The 19,950-nt window shown below is 53.9% G+C and carries 16 protein-coding genes and 1 pseudogene; 14 read left to right on the top strand and 3 right to left on the bottom strand.

Going from position 1 to position 19,950, the window contains the following annotated elements; all coding sequences use genetic code 11:
* Window position 1: 1 nt before the first annotated feature.
* From Pmgp_RS06990 to Pmgp_RS06980, 3 genes and pseudogenes are all read right to left on the bottom strand, one after another.
* Window positions 2–1,456 (bottom strand): hydrogenase 4 subunit D, encoded by a 1,455-nt coding sequence (locus tag Pmgp_RS06990; RefSeq protein ID WP_192902833.1) that lies wholly within the window; start codon window positions 1,454–1,456, stop codon window positions 2–4.
* Between the two features lie 127 nt (window positions 1,457–1,583).
* Window positions 1,584–3,393, bottom strand: a pseudogene (locus tag Pmgp_RS06985) (aldehyde ferredoxin oxidoreductase family protein).
* Window positions 3,393–3,872, bottom strand: a complete 480-nt coding sequence (locus Pmgp_RS06980) for a 4Fe-4S dicluster domain-containing protein (protein WP_134213273.1) — start codon at window positions 3,870–3,872, stop codon at window positions 3,393–3,395. Before Pmgp_RS06980 ends, Pmgp_RS06985 begins: the two are co-directional and overlap by 1 nt.
* Before the next feature lie 590 nt (window positions 3,873–4,462).
* Here Pmgp_RS06980 and Pmgp_RS06975 point away from each other — a divergent pair.
* The 14 genes from Pmgp_RS06975 (at window position 4,463) to Pmgp_RS06910 (ending at window position 19,831) form a co-directional block, all read left to right on the top strand.
* Window positions 4,463–5,626: a sigma-54 interaction domain-containing protein gene (locus tag Pmgp_RS06975; RefSeq protein ID WP_134213271.1), complete on the top strand. Its 1,164-nt coding sequence runs from the start codon at window positions 4,463–4,465 to the stop codon at window positions 5,624–5,626.
* 92 nt (window positions 5,627–5,718) lie between these two features.
* The gene (locus tag Pmgp_RS06970; RefSeq protein WP_134213270.1) at window positions 5,719–6,135 is read left to right on the top strand and encodes a universal stress protein; all 417 of its coding nucleotides are present in this window, start codon (window positions 5,719–5,721) and stop codon (window positions 6,133–6,135) included.
* Between the two features lie 163 nt (window positions 6,136–6,298).
* Entirely contained in the window at window positions 6,299–7,762 is a 1,464-nt protein-coding gene (trpE, locus tag Pmgp_RS06965; protein ID WP_134213268.1) for an anthranilate synthase component I, read from the top strand.
* Window positions 7,763–8,326, top strand: coding sequence for an anthranilate synthase component II (locus Pmgp_RS06960; RefSeq protein ID WP_134213267.1), 564 nt, complete (start codon window positions 7,763–7,765; stop codon window positions 8,324–8,326).
* Window positions 8,327–8,653: 327 nt separating this feature from the next.
* Window positions 8,654–9,688: an anthranilate phosphoribosyltransferase gene (trpD, locus tag Pmgp_RS06955; RefSeq protein WP_134213265.1), complete on the top strand. Its 1,035-nt coding sequence runs from the start codon at window positions 8,654–8,656 to the stop codon at window positions 9,686–9,688.
* Window positions 9,685–10,476 carry an indole-3-glycerol phosphate synthase TrpC gene (gene trpC, locus Pmgp_RS06950; protein WP_134213263.1) on the top strand — a complete coding sequence of 264 codons (792 nt, stop codon included), beginning with the start codon at window positions 9,685–9,687 and terminating at the stop codon, window positions 10,474–10,476. Before trpD ends, trpC begins: the two co-directional genes overlap by 4 nt.
* A 62-nt stretch (window positions 10,477–10,538) precedes the next feature.
* Window positions 10,539–11,744: a tryptophan synthase subunit beta gene (gene trpB, locus Pmgp_RS06945; protein WP_134213261.1), complete on the top strand. Its 1,206-nt coding sequence runs from the start codon at window positions 10,539–10,541 to the stop codon at window positions 11,742–11,744.
* On the top strand, window positions 11,741–12,550 hold the full coding sequence (gene trpA / locus Pmgp_RS06940) for a tryptophan synthase subunit alpha (RefSeq protein WP_134213259.1): 810 nt from the start codon (window positions 11,741–11,743) through the stop codon (window positions 12,548–12,550). The genes trpB and trpA overlap by 4 nt, the downstream gene beginning before the upstream one ends.
* Before the next feature lie 284 nt (window positions 12,551–12,834).
* Window positions 12,835–13,851 carry a 3-deoxy-7-phosphoheptulonate synthase gene (aroF, locus tag Pmgp_RS06935; protein ID WP_134213258.1) on the top strand — a complete coding sequence of 339 codons (1,017 nt, stop codon included), beginning with the start codon at window positions 12,835–12,837 and terminating at the stop codon, window positions 13,849–13,851.
* A 5-nt stretch (window positions 13,852–13,856) separates the two neighbouring features.
* Window positions 13,857–14,951: a prephenate dehydrogenase gene (locus tag Pmgp_RS06930; protein ID WP_205077971.1), complete on the top strand. Its 1,095-nt coding sequence runs from the start codon at window positions 13,857–13,859 to the stop codon at window positions 14,949–14,951.
* Between the two features lie 115 nt (window positions 14,952–15,066).
* Window positions 15,067–16,356 (top strand): 3-phosphoshikimate 1-carboxyvinyltransferase, encoded by a 1,290-nt coding sequence (aroA, locus tag Pmgp_RS06925; protein ID WP_134213254.1) that lies wholly within the window; start codon window positions 15,067–15,069, stop codon window positions 16,354–16,356.
* 100 nt (window positions 16,357–16,456) lie between these two features.
* Complete coding sequence (cmk, locus tag Pmgp_RS06920; protein ID WP_134213252.1) at window positions 16,457–17,131, top strand: (d)CMP kinase; 675 nt, start codon at window positions 16,457–16,459, stop codon at window positions 17,129–17,131.
* Window positions 17,132–17,135: 4 nt separating this feature from the next.
* Entirely contained in the window at window positions 17,136–17,732 is a 597-nt protein-coding gene (locus tag Pmgp_RS06915) for a lysophospholipid acyltransferase family protein (RefSeq protein WP_243119759.1), read from the top strand.
* An 86-nt stretch (window positions 17,733–17,818) separates the two neighbouring features.
* On the top strand, window positions 17,819–19,831 hold the full coding sequence (locus tag Pmgp_RS06910) for a bifunctional 4-hydroxy-3-methylbut-2-enyl diphosphate reductase/30S ribosomal protein S1 (RefSeq protein WP_134213251.1): 2,013 nt from the start codon (window positions 17,819–17,821) through the stop codon (window positions 19,829–19,831).
* Window positions 19,832–19,950 lie beyond the last annotated feature (119 nt).

The following is a 19,950-nucleotide window of genomic DNA, read 5'->3' as shown; positions in this document are numbered from 1 at the left end:
CTTAACCTCCCATGATCCTGGTGATGATGGCCAGACCGAATACAGGAGAAAGCAGGCTTAAAACCATCAGGACCAGCAGCGGAATCAGCATCACCGGCGGTGGATCGGCGGCCGCAGCCGCGGCGGGCGAAGCCGGGCCAAAAAACACCCGGTGCACAACCGCCAGGAACCAGGCAAAACCAGCCAGGCTTTCCACTATCGCCAGCAGCCCCACCGTCCAGCCCCAGGCGGAATTAAGCTGAATCGCCCCGGCGATAATGAAAAACTTGCTCCAGAAAATATTGAACGGCGGCACACCGCTGATAGACAGCGCGCCTATGATGAACGCCGCCGCGGTCACAGGCATTTTCCTGCCCAGGCCGCTCAATGCCTTTATGCTTCTCGTGCCGGTCGCGCAGGAGATCGCTCCCACTGCCAGGAATAGCAGAGTTTTGGTGAAGGCGTGGTTGATCAGGTGCAGCAGACCGCCCTGCAGGGCCAGCCGGGAACCGGCAACCCCCAGCGACATGCCCAGGAACATGTAGCCCAGATGGGCAATGGTCGAGAAGGCCAGCAGACGCTTAAGATCATCCTGAAAAAAGTATAGAATTAGTCCGAAAAACATCGTTGCCACGGCCAGGCCGCCCATAAGGTAACCGGCTTGTGCCGGCACAGCCTGGGAAGAAATAATGGTCCGGGCGGTTAAATATACGCCGGCCTTCACCATAGCCGCCGCGTGCAGGTAGGCGCTGGCCGGGGTGGGCGCCTCCATGGCCGTCGGCAGCCAGGACGAGAAGGGTAACTGGGCTGACTTGCCCCAGGCTCCGATCAGGAGAAAAATAACGGCCGTAAGGCGAAGAGTTGGCGGTAGCTGACCCAGGGCGCTAAACTCAAAGGAGCCAGTTTTGACGTACATGATTAAGAGGGCTGCTATAAAGAATAACCCCGCTCCGGCGGTAATGACCATGGCTTTAAAGCCGGCCTGCACGGCAACGGAGCTTCTTTTATGTGAAATGAGCCCCCAGGAACACAAGGTGGTCAATTCCCAGAACAAAAATATCTGGAAAAAATTGCGTGACAAGACCAACCCGGTCATAGCACCCACGAATAGCAGCGTAAAAAAGTAATACCGGTCTTTTTCCGCCTGGGTAGGGTGTTCTTTGTTCAGCTCACTCATATAACCTGCCGAATACAGGACAATGAGAAACCCCACCACGGTGATGGCAAGCAGCATTAAACTGCTCAAGGGGTCGACCTGGATCCCGAAAAGCGGGAAAGGTACAGTCAGCCAGGGCAGGCCGGCCAGAGAGTAGTCGAAACGGCCGCCGCCCGCCCAAATGATGGCTGAAATTGCGGCCAGCATGACTGCCCCTGCCATGATCACGGCGGCGACATCCGCCTTTCTTTGTTGTAACGGTGCAGTAACAAACGCTCCGATGAAAGGTATGAACAGCAATACTAAAAGCAACGTAAACACTGTTACTCTCCTTTTCATTTTGCAGGCTAAACACTTGCGGGAAGGATTAGGGGACACCCGTCAGAGTTATGTCTCTGATGAAGATGTCCCCCCCTTGACTATGCACCTGTCCGGAAGGTTACTTGCCTTAGACCTCCAGAGACAGTTCCTGCAGTTTCTCTTTGGTGGGCACGCCCTTGTCATCCCAGCCGCGCGCCTTGTAATATTCCGGCAGCATTAGGCTCAGCCTGGTGACATGTCCCTTATTGGGGCCCACTTTCATCGGGTCCTTAAGCAGCCGGGGCGGCAGCGTATCATCTGCTTTGGTGAAACCGTTTTTTTAAGTTGAACAACCGTTCCAGGTTCCAGATCCTTTCGCCGGCTTGCAATACCTCTTCCACGGTATAGTCAAAACCTGTTGCTGTAGCCAATTGCTCAGCCAGTTCGGGAGCGCCTATGCCAAAGGTGGTGAAAAGACAGATCCCCGCGGCATCCACAGCCGCCGTAAGGTCCTGGAAGATCTTGACCCAGCCCGCCTTGCCTTCCGTGGCCAGGCTGTCCAACTTCTCGGGAATTCCCAGAATTTCCGGAGAAGTCATATAACCCCGCACATGGCAGCCTCCCCGGTTGCTGGTGGCATAATTCAGGCCCATCCCCTGCAGGGCGCGCGGGTCGTAAGCGGGCAGTTCCTGCTTTTTGACGCTCATGGACAGCTCGGGATGGCCGTATTTGCTGGCCAGGCGGAATGAACCTTCCGCTAATTGATTGCCGAAGCCCTGGCGGTACGCGGTTTTATACGTCAGGTCAACAATGGCGTCCATATTGCCGAAATTCAGAAAACATCCAGTTTCCTTACTGGTGATATAGCCGCTTTCGAACAATTCCATGGCGCAGGCAATGGTTGTAGGCATGGTAATGGAGTCAAGTCCCAGCTCATTGCACAGGTTGTTGGCCTTGATGATCGGCTCCAGGTTGTCAATCCCGCAGTCCGCGCCGTAAGCCCAGGCAGCTTCGTATTCAGGTCCTTCACCGAAAGTTTTGAATTTGCCCGATGCTACCTCTGAAATCCTCCCGCAGCCGATGGAACAGCCCATGCAGCCCTTGTTGCGTACCAGATATTTGTCCGCCAGGCTTTCCCCGCCGGTGGCATTGGCGTTCGGGAAAGTGCCGGAATCCCGGAAATTACGCACCGGCAGGCCGCCGGTTTGGTCCAGAATATTGATCAGGATATTGGTTCCATAAGCTCTCAACCCTTCGCCGGTAACCGGGTGCTCCTTTAACATCCGGCGGGCTTTGGTGACAGAAGCCATAAACCCGTCGGGATCGGCCACCCGGATACCGCCGTTTCCTTTAACGGCAACAGCTTTCAAATTCTTTGCGCCCATTACCGCGCCCAGGCCTGATCGCCCTGCGGCCCGGGTATAATCATTTAGAATACAGGCGAACTTGACCAGGTTTTCACCCGCCGGCCCGATACAGGCTACTTTGGCGTCCTCATCGGTTTCTTCTTTAATCAGATCGGTGGTTTCATTGACCGTTTTGCCCCAGAGTTTTGCCGCGCTCCGTAATTCCACCTCATCATCATTAATCCAGAGATAAACAGGCTTCTCAGCCTTGCCTTCAAATATAAGGGCGTCATAACCGGCGAATTTCAGTTCCGGTCCCCAGTAGCCGCCTGAGTTGGAAGCAGCCATCGCGCCCGTCAGCGGCGCCTTGCAGACCACGTTGTAACGGCCGCCGCTGGTTCCCAGAGTCCCGGTCAGCGGGCCGGTAATGAAGATCAGGTTATTTTTATCGCTGAGCGGGTCAACCTTAGGGTCGACTTCTTTCATCCACAGGCGGGTCCCCAGACCGCGCGCGCCGATGTAATTCCGTGCCTCAGCAGGATCGAGCGCTTCCTTTTTTACAGTTCCAGCGGTAAGATTAACTCTTAAAACCTGTCCTACCCAACCAAACATTATTCGCTCACCTCCTGAACCAGATCCTTGAATTTAGCCGCGAAAGCTTTTTTCTTGCTTACGGTTGCCGCCGCGGCCTCTTTATAGGTAACCGCCCCCGACGGGCAGAATTTCACGCAGGCCGGATCTCCCTGACATAAGTCGCACTTGACTATTTTGCCGCTTGACCCGTCGTAGGTGGTGTTGCCGAAAGGACAAGCAATCACACACATCTTGCACTTAATACAGCGGTTTTCATTGATAACCATGGCTCCGGTCACAGATTTGCTGATAGCCCCTACCGGGCAGACCTTTACACAGGCCGCGTTGTCGCACTGCAGGCACATCATAGGCACTGAAACACCGGCTGATTCCCAGGTAAGAACAGAGATCCGGGACGCGGCAGGCCGAAACTCCTGGTTGTGCTGGAAAGAGCAGGCTAATTCACAGGTGCGGCAGCCGGTGCATTTCTCCGGCGCCAAAGATAATATTTTTGTCATACCGGACCTGGCCTTTGCTGGCCAGGTTCTTCACCTCCTTAATTTCAAAACCTATATTTTGTAAAATCCGTTACTCCAGCCAGACCCTCCTTTCAGTGTTCAGGCAATACTGCGGGATACCGGATGAAAAATATTTAAAATATTTTTAGCAAAATACATGCCAAAGGTCAGACTATATTTTTATCACAAACAATTCCTTTGAGGGAAGCAGTTTAGCGGGTTAACGGTGTTATGACCGGTTCCTGTCCGGCTGCCTCCTTCACAGGAATTGTGTCAATATGGCAAAAATCATCAAGATTTTGCTCCGGAATGGAACAGTAAACAACCAAAAAGCGCTTGTAAATCCAACAGGTTAGATGTTGCACTCGCTTTAAGTAGCGATTACAATTAGGAAAACAGAAATAGTTGAAATTTGTTCGATCATGAAACATAATTACAGAAAACAATCTATATCCCAGGATGAACGTTGTCCATTATGGAGGGAACAAAATGACCAGGTCAAACCTTACAGTTCCTCCTCCCGCCTGGCAGCAGTTTGTCGAGAACAGGCAGGTCAACCCTGCCGTCGTACCTGAAATTGTAATCGATTCATGGTTTTAAACGATAATAGCTCTGTCTGGACGGAACTGCTGGACGGCCCCGGCCGTCTTGACAGATTGCTGCGGCAGGCAGCCATAAGGCATGGTTTTACCTACTCCATCCGTTCAATTTGGGGTGAAAAACGCCGCTGGATGGGTGCTGTGGCTTCGATAAAGAATATTAAAAACCCAATCGGGCAAACAACCGTTCCGGGTAATTCTACCCGTTACACTTTTGCCGACATAATCGGACGCAGCCCGCGCCTGCAAAACGCCAAACGGCTGGCCGAACTGGCCTCGCGTAGCGATTCCACCGTTTTGCTGCAGGGAGAAACGGGGACCGGCAAAGAAATGTTCGCCCATTCGATTCACAATGCCAGCAACCGTAAAAACGGGCCTTTTGTGGCTGTTAACTGCGGGGTCCTGCCTAAGACCCTGATTGAGAGCGAGCTGTTTGGCTATGAAGAAGGGGCTTTTACCGGGGCCAAGCGCGGCGGCCGGCAGGGGGTATTTGAGCAGGCCAATGGCGGCACAATTTTTTTGGACGAAATCGGGGACATGCCCCTTGACATTCAGGCCAGTCTGCTCCGTGTCTTGGAAGAACGGCAGGTTGTCCGCGTCGGCGGGCAGCGGCCGGTAGCGGTTGATATCAGGATCATTGCCGCCACCAATAAAAATCTGGTGGAAGAAGCAGCCGGCGGTAATTTCCGGCCAGACCTGTTCTACCGTTTAAACGTGCTCAGTATCGACATTCCCAGCCTGCGTGAACGTGAAGGCGACATTATGGAGCTGGCCAATTACTTCGTCAGAAAAATAAGCAACCGTCTCGGCAAGGTGGTCAATCATATCGCATCGGGGGTTAAATTCCTCTTCCAGAGCTATGATTGGCCGGGAAATATCAGGGAACTGGAAAACATAATTGAACGATCGATCAGTTTTTGCGAGGGGACAACCATCACGCTTGAAGATCTGCCTGAATATCTGAAGCGAAAACAACCTGTGGCAGGAAATTATTCTGTCGCGGACTTAAACCTGCGGCATCTGGAGGAGCAGGCCATCTCCGAGGCTCTGAGTAAATTTGACTATAATATCTCTAAAGTGGCGCAGGCACTCGGCATCGGCAGGAACACCCTGTATAGAAAAATGAAGGAGTACGAAATAAATACAGGTGATTAAAGCTAATCATTTTGTTAGAGATTTATTCTTTGACATAATCTGGATGGCGGGATTATAATTAATGTGGTACGCTGGGAATCCGGAGGCCCGATATGTTTGAGAATATACTGGTCGCCTATGACGGTTCAATTCACTCGGTAAAGGCTTTAAGCATAGCCATAGATCTTTGCCGGAAGTACGGTTCCGCGCTGAACGTGGTCATGGCGGTGAACCTGCCGCAGCTGCCGGAGAGCGGCGGCGCCTTGCAGGACAGCGCCTCCCACCGTGGTGACCTGGACCGTGCCGCGGCAATGGCGGAACAGGCAGGCGTGCGGGTGGTTACCCACCTGCTCAGGGGCACTGTGGCCAGTACTCTTGAGCGGTTTGCCCTGGAGAACAAGTTTGACCTGGTTATTGTCGGCGCCCGCGGCCGCGGCGCAGTTAAGCGCTTCCTGATGGGGAGTGTTTCCACCCACCTGGTGGCAAACCTCGATTGTCCGGTCATGGTTGTAAAAGAAAAAAATGCTTGACGGCATTTTGTCCATTGTGGTATTTTAAGTACAAATTTATTAGAGCAGAGTTAGTTGAGCAGAGGAATAGTCGAGTATAGCTGAGGTGAGTTCGGTTTTCATTTTTTGAAAATTGCCGGCACTCATTTGAGTGCCGGTTTATCTTTTTTCAGGGGGGGAGAGCATGATTACGCCAGGCAGGGCTGAGTACCTGGACCTGGCCGGGGCGTATAACCTGATCCCGGTCAGCTGTGAGATCAACGCCGACCTTGACACACCAACCAGCATCTACAAGAAAATTGCTCCCAAAAGCCCGGCTTACCTGCTGGAGAGTGTCGAGGGCGGTGAGAACCTGGCCAGGTACTCATTTATAGGTTTTGACCCTTTCCTCACCTTTGTCTCCAGAGGATCCGGGTCCCTGGTTGAACAAGAAGGGCGGCAGGAAACCTGTGCAGGTATGCCGCTGGATAACCTGGAGCAAATTGTTTCTTCCTTTAAAGTCTACCTGAAACCTGGTTTGCCCCGCTTTTTTGGCGGCGCTGTGGGGTACATCGGCTATGACCTGGTGCGCTTTATTGAGGATATAGAAATGCAGCCGGGTGAAGGCATTCCCGGCATACCTGAATGCTGCTTCATTTTTGCCGGTACTGTCCTGATCTTCGACCATGTCCGGCAGGCGCTGAACATTGTTGTCAACAGCCGGCCCGGCGCTGAGCCGGCAAGTTCCTATGACCGGGCTGTGGAACAGATAGAAAAGGTTATTGGGGCGCTGAAAAACAACATTATTCTTGAGCATGAAAGGAAGGAAAGGGCTGAGGCAGGCGGGGCGGCTGAGGCCAATATGACCCGCGCCGAGTTTATGGCAAAGGTCCGGCGGGCCAAGGAATACATCGCAGCCGGTGATATCCTGCAGGTGGTACTGTCGCGGCGGCTACGGGTACCCTTCACCGGTGAGCCTTTTAACGTTTACCGGAGACTGCGGGCCTTAAACCCTTCCCCTTATCTCTTTTACCTGGATTTCGGCGAATTGGTGGTAGTGGGTTCTTCCCCGGAAATGCTGGTCAAAGTAGAAGACGGTGCGGTGGAGACCTGCCCGATTGCCGGCACCAGACCGCGCGGTAAGGACCTGACAGCTGATGAGAATTTGGCCGGGGATTTGCTGGCGGACGAAAAAGAGAAGGCCGAGCACCTGATGCTGGTAGACCTGGGGCGCAACGACCTGGGCAGGGTGTGCGAGACAGGCAGTGTCAGGGTGAAAAGGTTTATGGAAGTGGAGAAATACTCACACGTTATGCACCTGGTATCAAATGTCCGCGGCAGGCTGGCGCAGGGAAGGAGTTGTTTTGACGCCCTCAAGTCCTGCTTTCCGGCAGGTACTCTGTCAGGCGCCCCAAAAGTGCGGGCTATGGAGATTATTGGGGAACTGGAGCCGGACCGGAGGGGTGTCTACGGCGGGGCTATCGGCTACCTGGGTTTTTCGGGGAACCTGGATACCGCCATTGCGATCAGGACTGTGCTGTTCCATGCGGGCAACGCCTATGTCCAGGCGGGGGCGGGCATCGTGGCCGACTCCGACCCGGCGCGGGAGTACGAGGAAACAATGAGTAAAGCGCGTGTGCTGCTGAAGACTCTGGAGGAGGCGAAATAAGTGATCTTGATGATCGACAACTACGATTCTTTCACTTACAATCTGGTCCAGTACCTGGGTGAACTGGGCAGGGAGGTAAAAATTGTCCGCAATGACAGGATTACCTGCGAGCAGATAGAGGAACTGCGGCCGGAAGCAATTGTCATTTCGCCGGGGCCCTGTTCACCTGACCAGGCCGGCATCTCTCTGGCGGTGATTGCGCGTTTTGCCGGCAGTGTCCCCATCCTCGGGGTTTGCCTGGGCCACCAGGCCATAGGTCAGGCTTTCGGCGGCATGGTGGTGCGGGCGGCCAGGCTGATGCACGGAAAAACTTCTCCTATCCAGCATGACGGCAGGACTATCTTCCGTGCCATACCGTCACCGTTTAACGCCACGAGGTACCATTCATTAATAGTCGATACAGACAGCCTGCCCGACTGCCTGGAAGTTACCGCCTGGACCGGGGAAGGCGAGATTATGGGGCTGCGCCACCGCCTGTACCGTGTGGAAGGGGTGCAGTTTCACCCGGAATCAATCCTTACCGAGTACGGTCACAGCCTGCTGCGCAACTTTTTGGAATACTAAAAAAATGATTGATTCGTTGGCTCAGTAAAGATAAAACAAATGGACAGGATTAACAGGATTTTAGAAAATTAACAGGATTATAAAATTAAATTTTTATTGAGAATTCTTATTTACAAAAGTTTTTCAGGATAACATTAAAGGTTTCAATGCTAAAGGAATAATCAATATATGTCTTCATTTATTTATAAAATCCTGTAAATCCTTATAATCTTGTAAATCCTGTCAATTTGTTTATTGACATAAGATTTACAAGACAATCTTAAGGTGTTGCTGAGTAAAAGGAATAATCATAATAAAGCTGAGCAAGTTGAGAGGAGGAAAGCTGAGATGAAGACAGCTATCAGGAAGGTTGTTTCAGGGCGGCACCTGGCGGAAGAAGAGGCCGTTGCCGTAATGGAACAGATTATGAAAGGGGAGGCCAGCCCCGCCCAGATTGCTTCACTGCTTACAGCCATGCACCTTAAAGGGGAAACAGTGGAGGAAATCACCGGTTTTGCCAGGGTGATGAGGCGCATGTCAACGCCGGTCAAATCCAGCTACCCGGTTTTGGTGGACACCTGTGGTACCGGAGGCGATGGTTCAGGCACTTTTAACATTTCTACAACCGCTGCCTTTGTAGTGGCGGGGGCGGGTGTGCCTGTCGCCAAGCACGGCAACCGGTCGGTGTCCAGCCGCAGCGGCAGCGCCGATGTGCTGGAAGAGCTGGGCGTCAGGGTCGACCTGGACCATGCCGCTATGGAGGAGTGCCTGGCTGAGGCAGGCATCGCATTTCTTTTTGCGCCGGTACTGCACCGTGCGATGGGTTACGCCGCGGGACCCCGCCGCGAAATAGGGATCAGGACCATTTTTAATATTCTCGGCCCGCTGACCAATCCCGCCGGAGCGAGAGCGCAGGTGCTGGGTGTCTACAGCCCGACGCTTACCGAGGTGCTGGCCAGGGTGCTGGCCAGGCTGGGTTCGTCCCGTTCCTTTGTGGTGCACGGGGCCGGAGGCCTGGATGAGGTTTCCCTGGCCGGTACTTCCGTGATCTGTGAAGTTAAAGACGGGTCCGTGCGCAAAGGTACTCTGGACCCTGCCCGGTTTGGTTTCAAATATGCCCCTGTTGCTGATTTAGCCGGGGGGACGCCGAAAGAAAACGCTGATATTACCCGCTCGGTTCTGGAGGGTGAGAAAGGCCCGCGCCGCGATGCGGTGGTGTTAAACTCGGCTCTGGGTTTGGTGGCGGGCGGTAAGGCCCGGGGGATTTCAGAAGGCCTGGAAATGGCCGCGTCAAGTATTGATTCCGGGGCCGCCATGCGCAAACTCAAAGATTTGATTGAAACAACCAGGCGCCTGTCGCCTAAAGAAGCGGTCTCCCAATGATCCTTGACCGTATCCTGGCCCATAAAAGAGCGGAACTGGCCAGCCGCAAAAGAATAATGCCTCTTAATGAATTAGAAAAGGCGGCGCAGGGCCTGCCGGCGCCGCTGCCGCTGGCGCCGTCCATACGGCGCTCCGGAGAGCTTGCAGTTATTGCCGAGACCAAAAAAGCGTCTCCTTCTAAAGGCATCCTGTGTAAAAACTATAATCCGGTAAAAATAGTGGCAGCATACGAACAGGCCGGCGCTGCCGCCATATCGGTCCTCACCGAGGAGAAATTTTTTCTGGGTCACCCGTGTCACCTTGTTTTAGTTAAAAGAGCGGTGCGTATACCCGTTTTAAGAAAGGACTTCATCATAGATCCTTATCAGATTTACGAATCCCGTGCGCTGGGTGCCGATGCCGTGCTTTTGATCGTGGCCGCACTTTCTCCCGCTCTGCTGGCGGAATTGACCAAATTAGCCGGCGACCTGGGCCTGTCCTGCCTGGTGGAGGTTCATACGGAGCGGGAACTCAGCCAGGCACTGGCGTACGGTGCGGAAATTATCGGGATTAACAACCGTAATCTGCACAATTTTGTAACTGATTTGAGCGTGACCTTCAACTTGATTGACCTTATCGATTTAAACAAAATTACAGTTGTTTCAGAAAGCGGGATTAAAAATAAGGGCGATATTTTGAGGCTGAAAGAACGAGGGGTGCACGCCGCGCTGGTGGGTGAGGCACTGGTGCGCTGTGCCGAACCGGGACAGGGTTTAATCAAGTTGACAGATTTCCGGGCCGGCGGTTGACACAGGCAAATGAAAGATAAATACTGCCGCGCTTTCGATAGGCAAAGGGGATGTGATAACTTATGAATTATGCCGGAGATGCTTTCCCGGACAACAGGGGCTATTACGGTGGTTACGGGGGGCGTTTCGTGCCGGAGACTTTAATGCCGGCGCTGGAGGAACTGGAGCAGGCGTACCGTAACATAAAAAACGACCCTGAATTTATAGGGGAACTGGAGTATTACCTGAAACATTACGTCGGCAGGCCTTCACCGCTTTACTTCGCCGAGGGTCTCACAAAACACTGCGGCGGGGCCAGGATCTACCTTAAAAGGGAAGATCTCAACCATACCGGCGCCCATAAGATCAATAACACTATCGGGCAGATTCTTTTAGCCCGCCGCATGGGCAAAAAGAGGGTGATCGCCGAGACAGGAGCGGGCCAGCACGGCGTCGCCGCGGCCACGGCTGCCGCGTTGTTCAGTTTGTCATGCGCCGTTTACATGGGTGAGGAAGATATCAGGCGTCAGAGCCCGAATGTTTTCAGGATGCGGCTGCTGGGAGCAGAGGTGATACCTGTTTCCGACGGCAGCAAAACACTGAAAGACGCCATGAACGAGGCCATCCGCGACTGGGTGACCAGCGTGCGTGATACCTACTATCTGATCGGCTCAGTGGCCGGACCCCACCCGTACCCTGAGATGGTCAGGGATTTCCAGTCGGTCATAGGCGTGGAGGTAAAGGCCCAGACTGTGCGGGAAGCGGGCCGCCTGCCCGATTTTATCGTTGCCTGCGTGGGGGGCGGCAGCAACGCTATGGGCATCTTTTACCCGTTCCTAAACGAAACAGGAGTCAGGCTAATCGGGGTCGAAGCCGCCGGGCGCGGCCTGGACACCGGTGAGCACGCGGCAACTCTGAGCCGCGGCAGCGCCGGGGTGCTGCACGGGTCGCTAAGTTATATCCTGCAGGATGAAAACGGTCAGGTCCAAAACGCCCACTCCATATCCGCCGGGCTGGACTACCCGAGTGTGGGCCCCGAACACGCTTACCTAAAAGACGCCGGCAGGGTAGTTTACACCACCGCCACCGATAAGGAGGCGCTGGCGGCCTTTCACCTGCTCTGCCGGACAGACGGCATCATACCGGCCCTGGAAAGCGCGCATGCCCTGGCCGAGGCCGTCAAAATGGCGCCTTCCCTGCCGGCAGAGAGTATGATCGTGGTGAACCTTTCGGGGCGTGGTGATAAGGATATCCCGGCTATTGCGGGATCAGCGGGGGTGAACATATGAGAGGCGAAAGCAGGATTACAGCATGCCTGGAGAAGCTGCGCCGGGCAGGGAAAAAGGGCCTCATTACATTTATCACAGCGGGTGACCCGGACCTGGCCGGTACGGTAGTTATAGCAAAGCACCTGGCAGCAGCCGGCGCGGATATTATTGAACTGGGCATACCTTATTCAGATCCCCTGGCCGACGGCCCGGTAATCCAGCAGGCCTCCGCCCGGGCCATAGCCGCAGGGACAACAATAGATAAAATATTCGGAGCGGTTGGAGAGATAAGACAGCACTGCAGTGTCCCCATTGTACTGATGGGCTATTATAACCCTGTCTACAAATACGGTGTTGGCAAATTCGCCGGCAATGCCGCGGCGACAGGGGTAAACGGGCTGATTATTCCCGACCTGCCGCATGAAGAGTCGGGCCCGCTGCGGCGGGAGGCGGCCAAGGCCGGCCTTGACCTGATTCCCCTGGTGGCGCCGACTACGACTGAGCACAGGCTTGTTAAAATAGCCTCGGACGCGCGGGGCTTCATCTACTGTGTTTCCGTGACCGGTGTGACCGGGGTCAGGGAGGAAATAAAAACGGACCTGGCAGCTTTCACCAGCCGGGTGCGCCGCTTTGCAAACCTGCCCCTGGCGGTAGGTTTCGGCATTGCCGGGCCGGAGCAGGCCGCGCGTGCGGCGGTGTATTGTGACGCGGTGGTGGTCGGCAGCGCCCTGGTTAAGATCATTGCCGGCAGCAGGGATGCCGGCGCGGCCGGACCGGCGGCGGGGGCGCTGGTGAGGAGTATGAAAAACATGCTGGACACGGCTTAACACCGGAGCCGGCAGAGATGCTTATTGCCATTTTTGCCATTTGTATGCTAAGATAAATCTGGTCTATTGTTTTTTGTTGGATTGCAGGACGGTTTATGGCCCCGGGGCTTAAGCCTGCGGGCGCTCCGGGGAGACAACACGAGAAGTACGGCAGAACGGCAGGGGAGGCGGTAAGTATATGCTTATGGTCTGATTAAGTGCTCCTCTTGGGAGTGCTTTTTGTTTTTTGCATTTGTGAAATAATAGGATTATTAATTATTATACGGAACGGGGGGACCTGCAAAATGATTCTGGTAATGAATCACCGCGCCGGTGATGACGAGATAGAAGCGGTAATAATTCGCCTGGAAAAACTGGGTTTCCAGATTCACCTTTCACGCGGTGTTGAACGCACAATTATCGGCGCTATCGGTGATAAAGGCCATTTAATAGAGCTTGACCTGGAGGCAATGCCAGGCGTGGAAAAAGTCGTTCCCATCCTCCGGCCTTATAAACTGGCCAGCAGGACTTTTCATGAAGAGGGAACGGTGATCAGGGTAGGCAACCTGGAAATAGGAGGGGAAACGGTCCATGTCATGGCCGGGCCCTGTGCCGTTGAAAGCAGGGAGCAACTGCTCAGCGCCGCGCGCATTGTCAAGGAGGCCGGGGCTACTATCCTGCGGGGCGGCGCTTACAAGCCGAGGACTTCCCCTTACTCCTTCCAGGGCCTGGAGGAAGAAGGCCTGGAACTGCTGGCGGAAGCCCGCGCGGCCACCGGCCTGCTGATCGTGACTGAAGTTATGGATGCCAAAACGCTGCCTGTGGTTGCGCAGTATGCGGATATTCTGCAGATCGGTGCCCGCAATATGCAAAATTTCTTTCTGCTGCGGGAAGTGGCCAAGATTGATAAACCTGTTGTGCTGAAAAGGGGGCCCTCCGCCACAATTGAAGAGTGGCTGATGGCGGCTGAATACATCATGTCCGGCGGCAACTACAATGTAATTTTGTGTGAGAGAGGCATACGCAGTTTTGAGACCTATACCAGAAACACACTGGACCTGACATCTGTGCCGGTGGTAAAACACCTGTCTCACCTGCCGGTTATTGTTGACCCCAGCCATGCCATAGGCAAATGGCGTTTTGTGACGCCTATGGCCAGGGCGGCTATCGCCGCCGGCGCCGACGGGCTGATGATTGAAGTGCACCCCAATCCAATTGAAGCGCTCTGTGACGGCCCGCAGTCCCTGACGCCTGAGAACTTTGCTGGAATGATGGCGGATCTAAGGCGGATGGTGGAGGTAACTGGGAGGAAAATGCCTTGAAACCGGTGTTTAACCGGGTGGCTATAATAGGGGTAGGCCTGATCGGCGGCTCACTCGGCATGTCTCTTTGCGCCAGGAAACTGGCCGGTGAAGTGGTCGGGTCAGGGTCCAGGCTTGAAAACCTGCGTCTTGCCGTTGAACTCGGCGCGGTGCAGCGCTTTGCCGCAACTCCGGCTGAAGGGGTCGCAGGCGCGGACCTGGTAATTATCGCCACCCCGGTCAGCGCTACCATCCCGGTGCTGGCACAAATAATGCCGCGCCTGTCTCCCGGCGTTGTGGTGACAGATGTGGGCAGCACAAAAGCGGGGATAGTGCGTGGGGCGGAAAGCATTTTGCCCCCGGGCGTCAATTTCATCGGCGGCCACCCCATGGCGGGTTCGGAGCAGGGCGGCGTCAAAGGGGCCGACCCCTACCTGTTTGAGAACGCCTTTTATATCATCACCCCCACTGACAAAACACCCCCCGCGGCTCTTGAGGCGGGGCGGCAACTGGCTGGAGGCGTCGGCGGCAAGGTCATTGAGATGACACCGGAGCGGCATGACCAGGTGGTGGCGGCAGTCAGCCACCTTCCCCACCTGCTGGCCGCTTCACTGGTCAATACCGCCTTGCTGACACCTGACAGCGAGGGGGTTTTGCCCCTGGCGGCGGGAGGGTTCCGGGATACCACCAGGATCGCCGCGAGCAGCCCTTTAATGTGGCGGGATATCTTTATAGCCAACAAAACACAGCTGTTGGAAATGATCCGCCGCTTCAGGGGAGAACTTGATCTTTTTGAAAACGCCATAGAACAGGAAAACGAAGATTTAATTCTGGCCAGGCTGGAAAGCGCCAGGGCAGTCCGCTCCACTCTGCCGGCTAAGACCAAAGGGTACCTGCCGGCGCTTTTCGAAGTACTGCTCAATGTGCCCGACCAGCCGGGTGTTATTGCCCGTTTTACTTCCTTCCTGGCCCAGGAGGGCCTGAACGTTTTTGACATCGAAATTTTAAGAGTGCGTGAAGGAGAAGGCGGCACTATCCGTTTGGGGTTCGCCACCGCTGAGGAGCAGGAAGGCGCCGTAAAGGTGCTTGGAGAAAAAGGCTATAAAGTGCGTAAAAGGTGAGACAAGGGGACGGTTCTCCTGTCTCATTTACTGTTGAATGCGACCTGTTGTTAGGTTCGAATTTATTCGAAATTGTAGCTTGAGTTAAATCATACAGGAGTAGAAGGTGAGTGCTATGGACATGGTGATCCAGCCAACCGGAGGGCTGCGCGGTACCGTGACCGTGCCCGGCGACAAATCCATTTCTCACCGGGCAGTGATGATCGGCGCTCTGGCGGAGGGGGAAACGCTGATTTATAACTTTCTGCCCGGCGAGGACTGTCTTTCCACTATAAACTGCTTTAGAAAACTGGGTGTGGTCATAGAAGGCCCGGCAGAGGGCATGGTCAGGGTGATTGGCCGCGGGTTGGCAGGTTTGCAGGAACCCGGCGATGTTCTGGATGCGGGAAATTCTGGAACAACCATGCGTCTTGCCCTGGGTATTCTGGCCGGGCAAAAATTCTTCAGTGTTATAACCGGAGACGATTCCCTGCGCCGGCGCCCCATGGCCAGGGTGACGGAACCCCTGCGCCTGATGGGGGCTCATATTGAAGGCAGGCAGGGCGGCAGGCTGGCTCCCCTGGCAGTGCATGGTGGAAAACTGCGGCCAATTTGCTATAATTCACCGGTAGCCAGCGCGCAGGTTAAATCAGCTGTACTTTTTGCCGGACTTTTTGCCCAAGGGGATACTGTGGTCAGCGAACCGCACCGTTCCAGGGACCATACCGAGAGAATGCTCAGGCACTTTGGGGCTGAGCTGGAAGCTGACGATAAAAGTGTGCGGGTAAAAGGCCTGCCGCGGCTGACCGGGCAGGTTATAAAAGTTCCCGGGGATATATCCTCGGCGGCTTTCCTGCTGGTGGCCGCCTGTGTTTCTCCGGGTTCGGACCTTACCATCACCGGTGTGGGCTTAAACCCTGCCAGGAGCGGCATTATTGACGCGCTTTCAGAGATGGGCGCGGACATAACGCTGCAAAACCTGCGCGAGGAGGGGGGCGAGCCTGTGGGCGATATCCGTGTCCGCTCCGCCGTCAAGCTTACTGGAGTAAAACTGGGCGGAGAGATCATTCCCCGCCTTATTGACGAGGTGCCCGTCCTGGCGGTTGCTGCAGCGCTGGCGGAGGGCAAGACCGAAATCCGGGACGCCGCTGAGCTGAAAGTTAAAGAAAGCAACAGAATAGCCAGCACGGCCAGGCTGCTTTCAGGTTTCGGGGCTTCGGTTGAAGAACTGGCGGACGGGTTGTCGATCAAAGGGGTCCGATCTCTTAACGGCTGTGCCTGTGAGAGCGGCGGGGACCACCGTATCGCCATGGCCGCCGCCGTGGCCGGGCTGCTGGCATCCGGCCAGACCCTGGTAAGAGGCTCTGATTGTATTGATATATCTTTTCCGGGGTTCAAAAATGTACTGGAAAGCATTAGTTTATAGATGGTAATCCGGTTATAATAAAATAATAAAAAAAAGGAAAAAAGTTAAAAACGTCGAAATTGTCCGTGTTCCGCACTTTTTAACAATACGGGGTTGACAGATGAACCTTTATCCAAATATAGCCATAGACGGACCCGCTGGCGCCGGGAAGAGCACCGTGGCGAAGCTGGTAGCGAAAAAACTTGGTTACATTTACATAGACACCGGCGCTATGTACAGGGCCTTAACCCTGCAGGCGCTGCGTGACGGGGTGGACATGCACGACCCGGAAGCACTCGGCCGTTTGGCCGGGGTCACACCGGTAAGTCTCCGGAATGGTGAGGATGACAGGCTCAGGGTTTTCTTAAACAATGAGGACGTTTCTGAAGAGATCCGCGGCCCGGAAGTATCCGGTAATGTTTCTTACGTGGCTATGGTCCCGGCAGTGCGGCGGAGAATGGTTGAACTGCAAAAGGCCATGGCTGAAAAAGGCGGGGTTGTAATGGAGGGACGCGATATCGGCACGGTTGTCCTGCCGGACGCGCCCGTAAAAATATTTCTTACAGCCACCACCCCTGTAAGAGCAAAAAGGCGCAGGGATGAGCTAGCGGTAAAGGGCAGTATCTTCAGTCAAGAACAGATGGAAGAAGAAATCATCAGAAGAGACGGGATCGACTCAACAAGAGAAGCAGACCCGTTAACCAAGGCGCCTGACGCGGAGGTCATTGACAGTACTTTCTTTACAGCGGAACAGGTGGCAGATATGATTATTGCCAGAGTTCAGCCGGCAGGGTAGAAATATGGAGAACATTGTTTACCGGGTGCTTAAATATCTAGCCCGGATTGTTTTGGTGGTGCTGAGGCGCTGGGAAGTTTATGGGAGAGAGAACCTCCCCGCCAGCGGCGGGATTATCCTGGTGGCAAACCATGTCAGCTACTGGGATCCCGTAGTAATAATCTGTGCTTTTAAACGAAAAGTTCACTTTATGGCCAAGTCGGAGCTTTTTAAAATACCGGCTGTAGGGTATGTGATTAAATCGTCGGGAGCTTTCCCGGTACGGCGGGACAAGTCTGACCGTAATGCCATCAGGACCGCTGTCAGTCTGCTGAAAGAAGGTCAGGTGGTAGGTGTGTTTCCGGAGGGAACCAGAAACCCTACCGATGATATGTTAAAACCCCACCTCGGCGCGGCAATGCTGGCTTTCAAAGCGGGGGTTCCCATGCTGCCCATAGCGGTGAGCGGCACCAGAGGCGTGTGGGGGAAAATAAAAGTTTTTGTTGGTAAACCGGTGGTTTGCCATAGCGGCAAAAAGGCCAGTAAAGATGATTGGGAGAAGGCCAGCGACACCATTATGGAACAGGTGGCTGTGCTGCTCGGAGAGAATAAAAGCAATTAAAAGTCTGTGCCGGACAATTAATTTTTTGAAGGATTTTTACGGTATCTGAGCGAAACACTTTATGATACGGGTAAAGCGGTGGTAAAATGAAGGTACGGGTAGCCGCGAAAGCCGGGTTCTGTTTCGGTGTTAAGAGGGCTATAGAAATAGTAAAGGATACTGTGCGCGGTAATCCAGGCCCTATTTATACCCTGGGTCCTTTAATTCACAACCCCCAGGTAGTGGCAAGCCTGGCTGAAATGGGCGTTGTGGAGATAGACAATTTAAAAGAAATAAGCAATGGTACGATAGTAATCAGGTCCCATGGCGTAAGTCCGGAGATAGTGAATGAAGCCCGGGTGCTTGGTTTAGATATAGTTGATGCTACCTGCACGTTTGTGCGCAGGGCGCAGGAATTGGCCCATGACCTGACGGAGCAAGGCTATCAGGTAGTGGTGGTAGGGGACAGGGATCACCCTGAAGTCCAGGGAATTAAAGGTTGGACAGGCGGCAAGGCGATTGTGGTGGAAAACCCCGCGGAGGCGGCTCTTTTAAACAAGGAAGCGGCATACGGGGTGATAGCCCAAACAACGCAGCCACTGGAAAACTTTAATTCTGTTGTTGAAGTGCTGCGCGGCACTGGCGCGAAGATTAAGGTATGCAACACCATCTGCAACGCCACGAGCCAGCGGCAGCAGGCGGCCCGGGAACTTGCCGGCAAGGTCGGCATGATGGTCGTTGTGGGAGGCGCAAATAGCGCTAACACCAGGAAATTGGCCGGTCTCTGCGCTGCTTCGGGAACTGCCACACACCTTATAGAGACGGCTGATGAGTTGGATCCGGCCTGGTTTAACGGGGTAAATACGGCCGGATTAACAGCGGGTGCGTCCACACCTGACTGGATTATAGAGGAGGTAAGGAGACGAATGAGCGAGATTGAAGAACAAAACGGCCCTGAGCAGGAAGAAGAGATGAAAGACGCTGTTGAAGTGAAGGCTGTCCGGCCGGGAGACATTGTTACCGGCACGGTAGTGCATGTCGGCCAGGACGAGGTGATGGTCGACGTGGGGGCCAAATCAGAAGGGATCATTCCGATCAGGGAACTGTCCTGCTGTGATGTTACTTCCCCACAGGACATTGTCAAAGTGGGGGATGAAATAGAAGTTTATGTTTTAAAAGCAGAGGACAACGAAGGGAAACTGATTCTGTCAAAAGAAAAAGCAGATGCTGAAAAAGCCTGGGAAAAGCTTGAGGAGATATTAAACTCCGGTGAACCTGTTGAAGGAGTCGTGCGTGATGTGGTCAAAGGCGGGCTGCTGGTGGATGTCGGTGTGCGTGCTTTTCTGCCTGCCTCACTGGTTGAAAGGGGATATGTGGAAGACCTCTCCAAATATCTTAACCAGACCATTACCGCAAGAGTCATTGAACTAAACCGGGGCAGGAAAAAAGTGATTCTTTCACGCAAGGCCGTGCTGGAAGAAGAATATGCCAGGATACGCCAGGAAATGCTGGACAACCTGGAAGAGGGCCAGGTAGTTAAAGGGGTTGTGCGCCGGTTGACTCAGTTTGGGTCATTTGTGGATATTGGCGGCGTTGACGGGCTACTGCACATTTCAGAAATGTCCTGGCACCGGATCAATCATCCTTCGGAAGTGGTGAAGGTAGGGGACGAAATAGAAGTCAAGGTTTTAAGAATTGACCGGGATAATGAAAAGATTTCCCTGGGCTTAAAGCAGGTGCTGCCTAACCCCTGGGATACCGTGGAACAAAAGTACGCGGTAGGCGGTGTGGTCAAGGCCAAGGTGGTCAGGTTGGCCCCGTTTGGCGCCTTTGTACAGCTGGAGCCCGGTGTGGAAGGCCTGGTCCATATTTCGCACCTGGCGGACCGGCATGTCGCTAAGCCCGATGAGGTTGTAAGCGAGGGAGAAGAGGTCAATGTAAAAGTTTTGAGTGTGGACCCGGCTGAGAAGCGTATTCGACTCTCGATCAGGGAGGTCGCCAAAGAAAAACAGGAACGCGAAGTCCGCGATTTTAACAACACCAAAACTCAGGAAAAGAACGATGTGGTTACTATTGGAGACATGGTAGGCGACCTTTTTGAGAAAAAGGATATTGAGTAAAAAGCGGCGCAAAGCCGCTTTTTTTCTATATGATAAACCTCTGATTAATTAATTCAGAGGTTTTTTTGTATAATTTAAAGCCGAATGGACAGCCTAATTCATGATATTTCCAAGCATGA

It is taken from the genome of Pelotomaculum propionicicum, from assembly GCF_004369225.1.
GTDB lineage: Bacteria > Bacillota > Desulfotomaculia > Desulfotomaculales > Pelotomaculaceae > Pelotomaculum_B > Pelotomaculum_B propionicicum.
Note: the sequence above shows the minus strand (reverse complement) of the source record. Positions and strands in the feature narration are given on the sequence as shown.

Bases quoted from the DNA above. Each gene is read 5' to 3' on its own strand.
- Pmgp_RS06980 (WP_134213273.1), bottom strand. From the start codon at position 3,872: ATGACAAAAATATTATCTTTGGCGCCGGAGAAATGCACCGGCTGCCGC.
- Pmgp_RS06975 (WP_134213271.1), top strand. From the start codon at position 4,463: ATGGTTTTAAACGATAATAGCTCTGTCTGGACGGAACTGCTGGACGGC.
- Pmgp_RS06970 (WP_134213270.1), top strand. From the start codon at position 5,719: ATGTTTGAGAATATACTGGTCGCCTATGACGGTTCAATTCACTCGGTA.
- trpE (WP_134213268.1), top strand. From the start codon at position 6,299: ATGATTACGCCAGGCAGGGCTGAGTACCTGGACCTGGCCGGGGCGTAT.
- trpD (WP_134213265.1), top strand. From the start codon at position 8,654: ATGAAGACAGCTATCAGGAAGGTTGTTTCAGGGCGGCACCTGGCGGAA.
- trpC (WP_134213263.1), top strand. From the start codon at position 9,685: ATGATCCTTGACCGTATCCTGGCCCATAAAAGAGCGGAACTGGCCAGC.
- trpB (WP_134213261.1), top strand. From the start codon at position 10,539: ATGAATTATGCCGGAGATGCTTTCCCGGACAACAGGGGCTATTACGGT.
- trpA (WP_134213259.1), top strand. From the start codon at position 11,741: ATGAGAGGCGAAAGCAGGATTACAGCATGCCTGGAGAAGCTGCGCCGG.
- aroF (WP_134213258.1), top strand. From the start codon at position 12,835: ATGATTCTGGTAATGAATCACCGCGCCGGTGATGACGAGATAGAAGCG.
- aroA (WP_134213254.1), top strand. From the start codon at position 15,067: ATGGACATGGTGATCCAGCCAACCGGAGGGCTGCGCGGTACCGTGACC.
- cmk (WP_134213252.1), top strand. From the start codon at position 16,457: ATGAACCTTTATCCAAATATAGCCATAGACGGACCCGCTGGCGCCGGG.
- Pmgp_RS06915 (WP_243119759.1), top strand. From the start codon at position 17,136: ATGGAGAACATTGTTTACCGGGTGCTTAAATATCTAGCCCGGATTGTT.
- Pmgp_RS06910 (WP_134213251.1), top strand. From the start codon at position 17,819: ATGAAGGTACGGGTAGCCGCGAAAGCCGGGTTCTGTTTCGGTGTTAAG.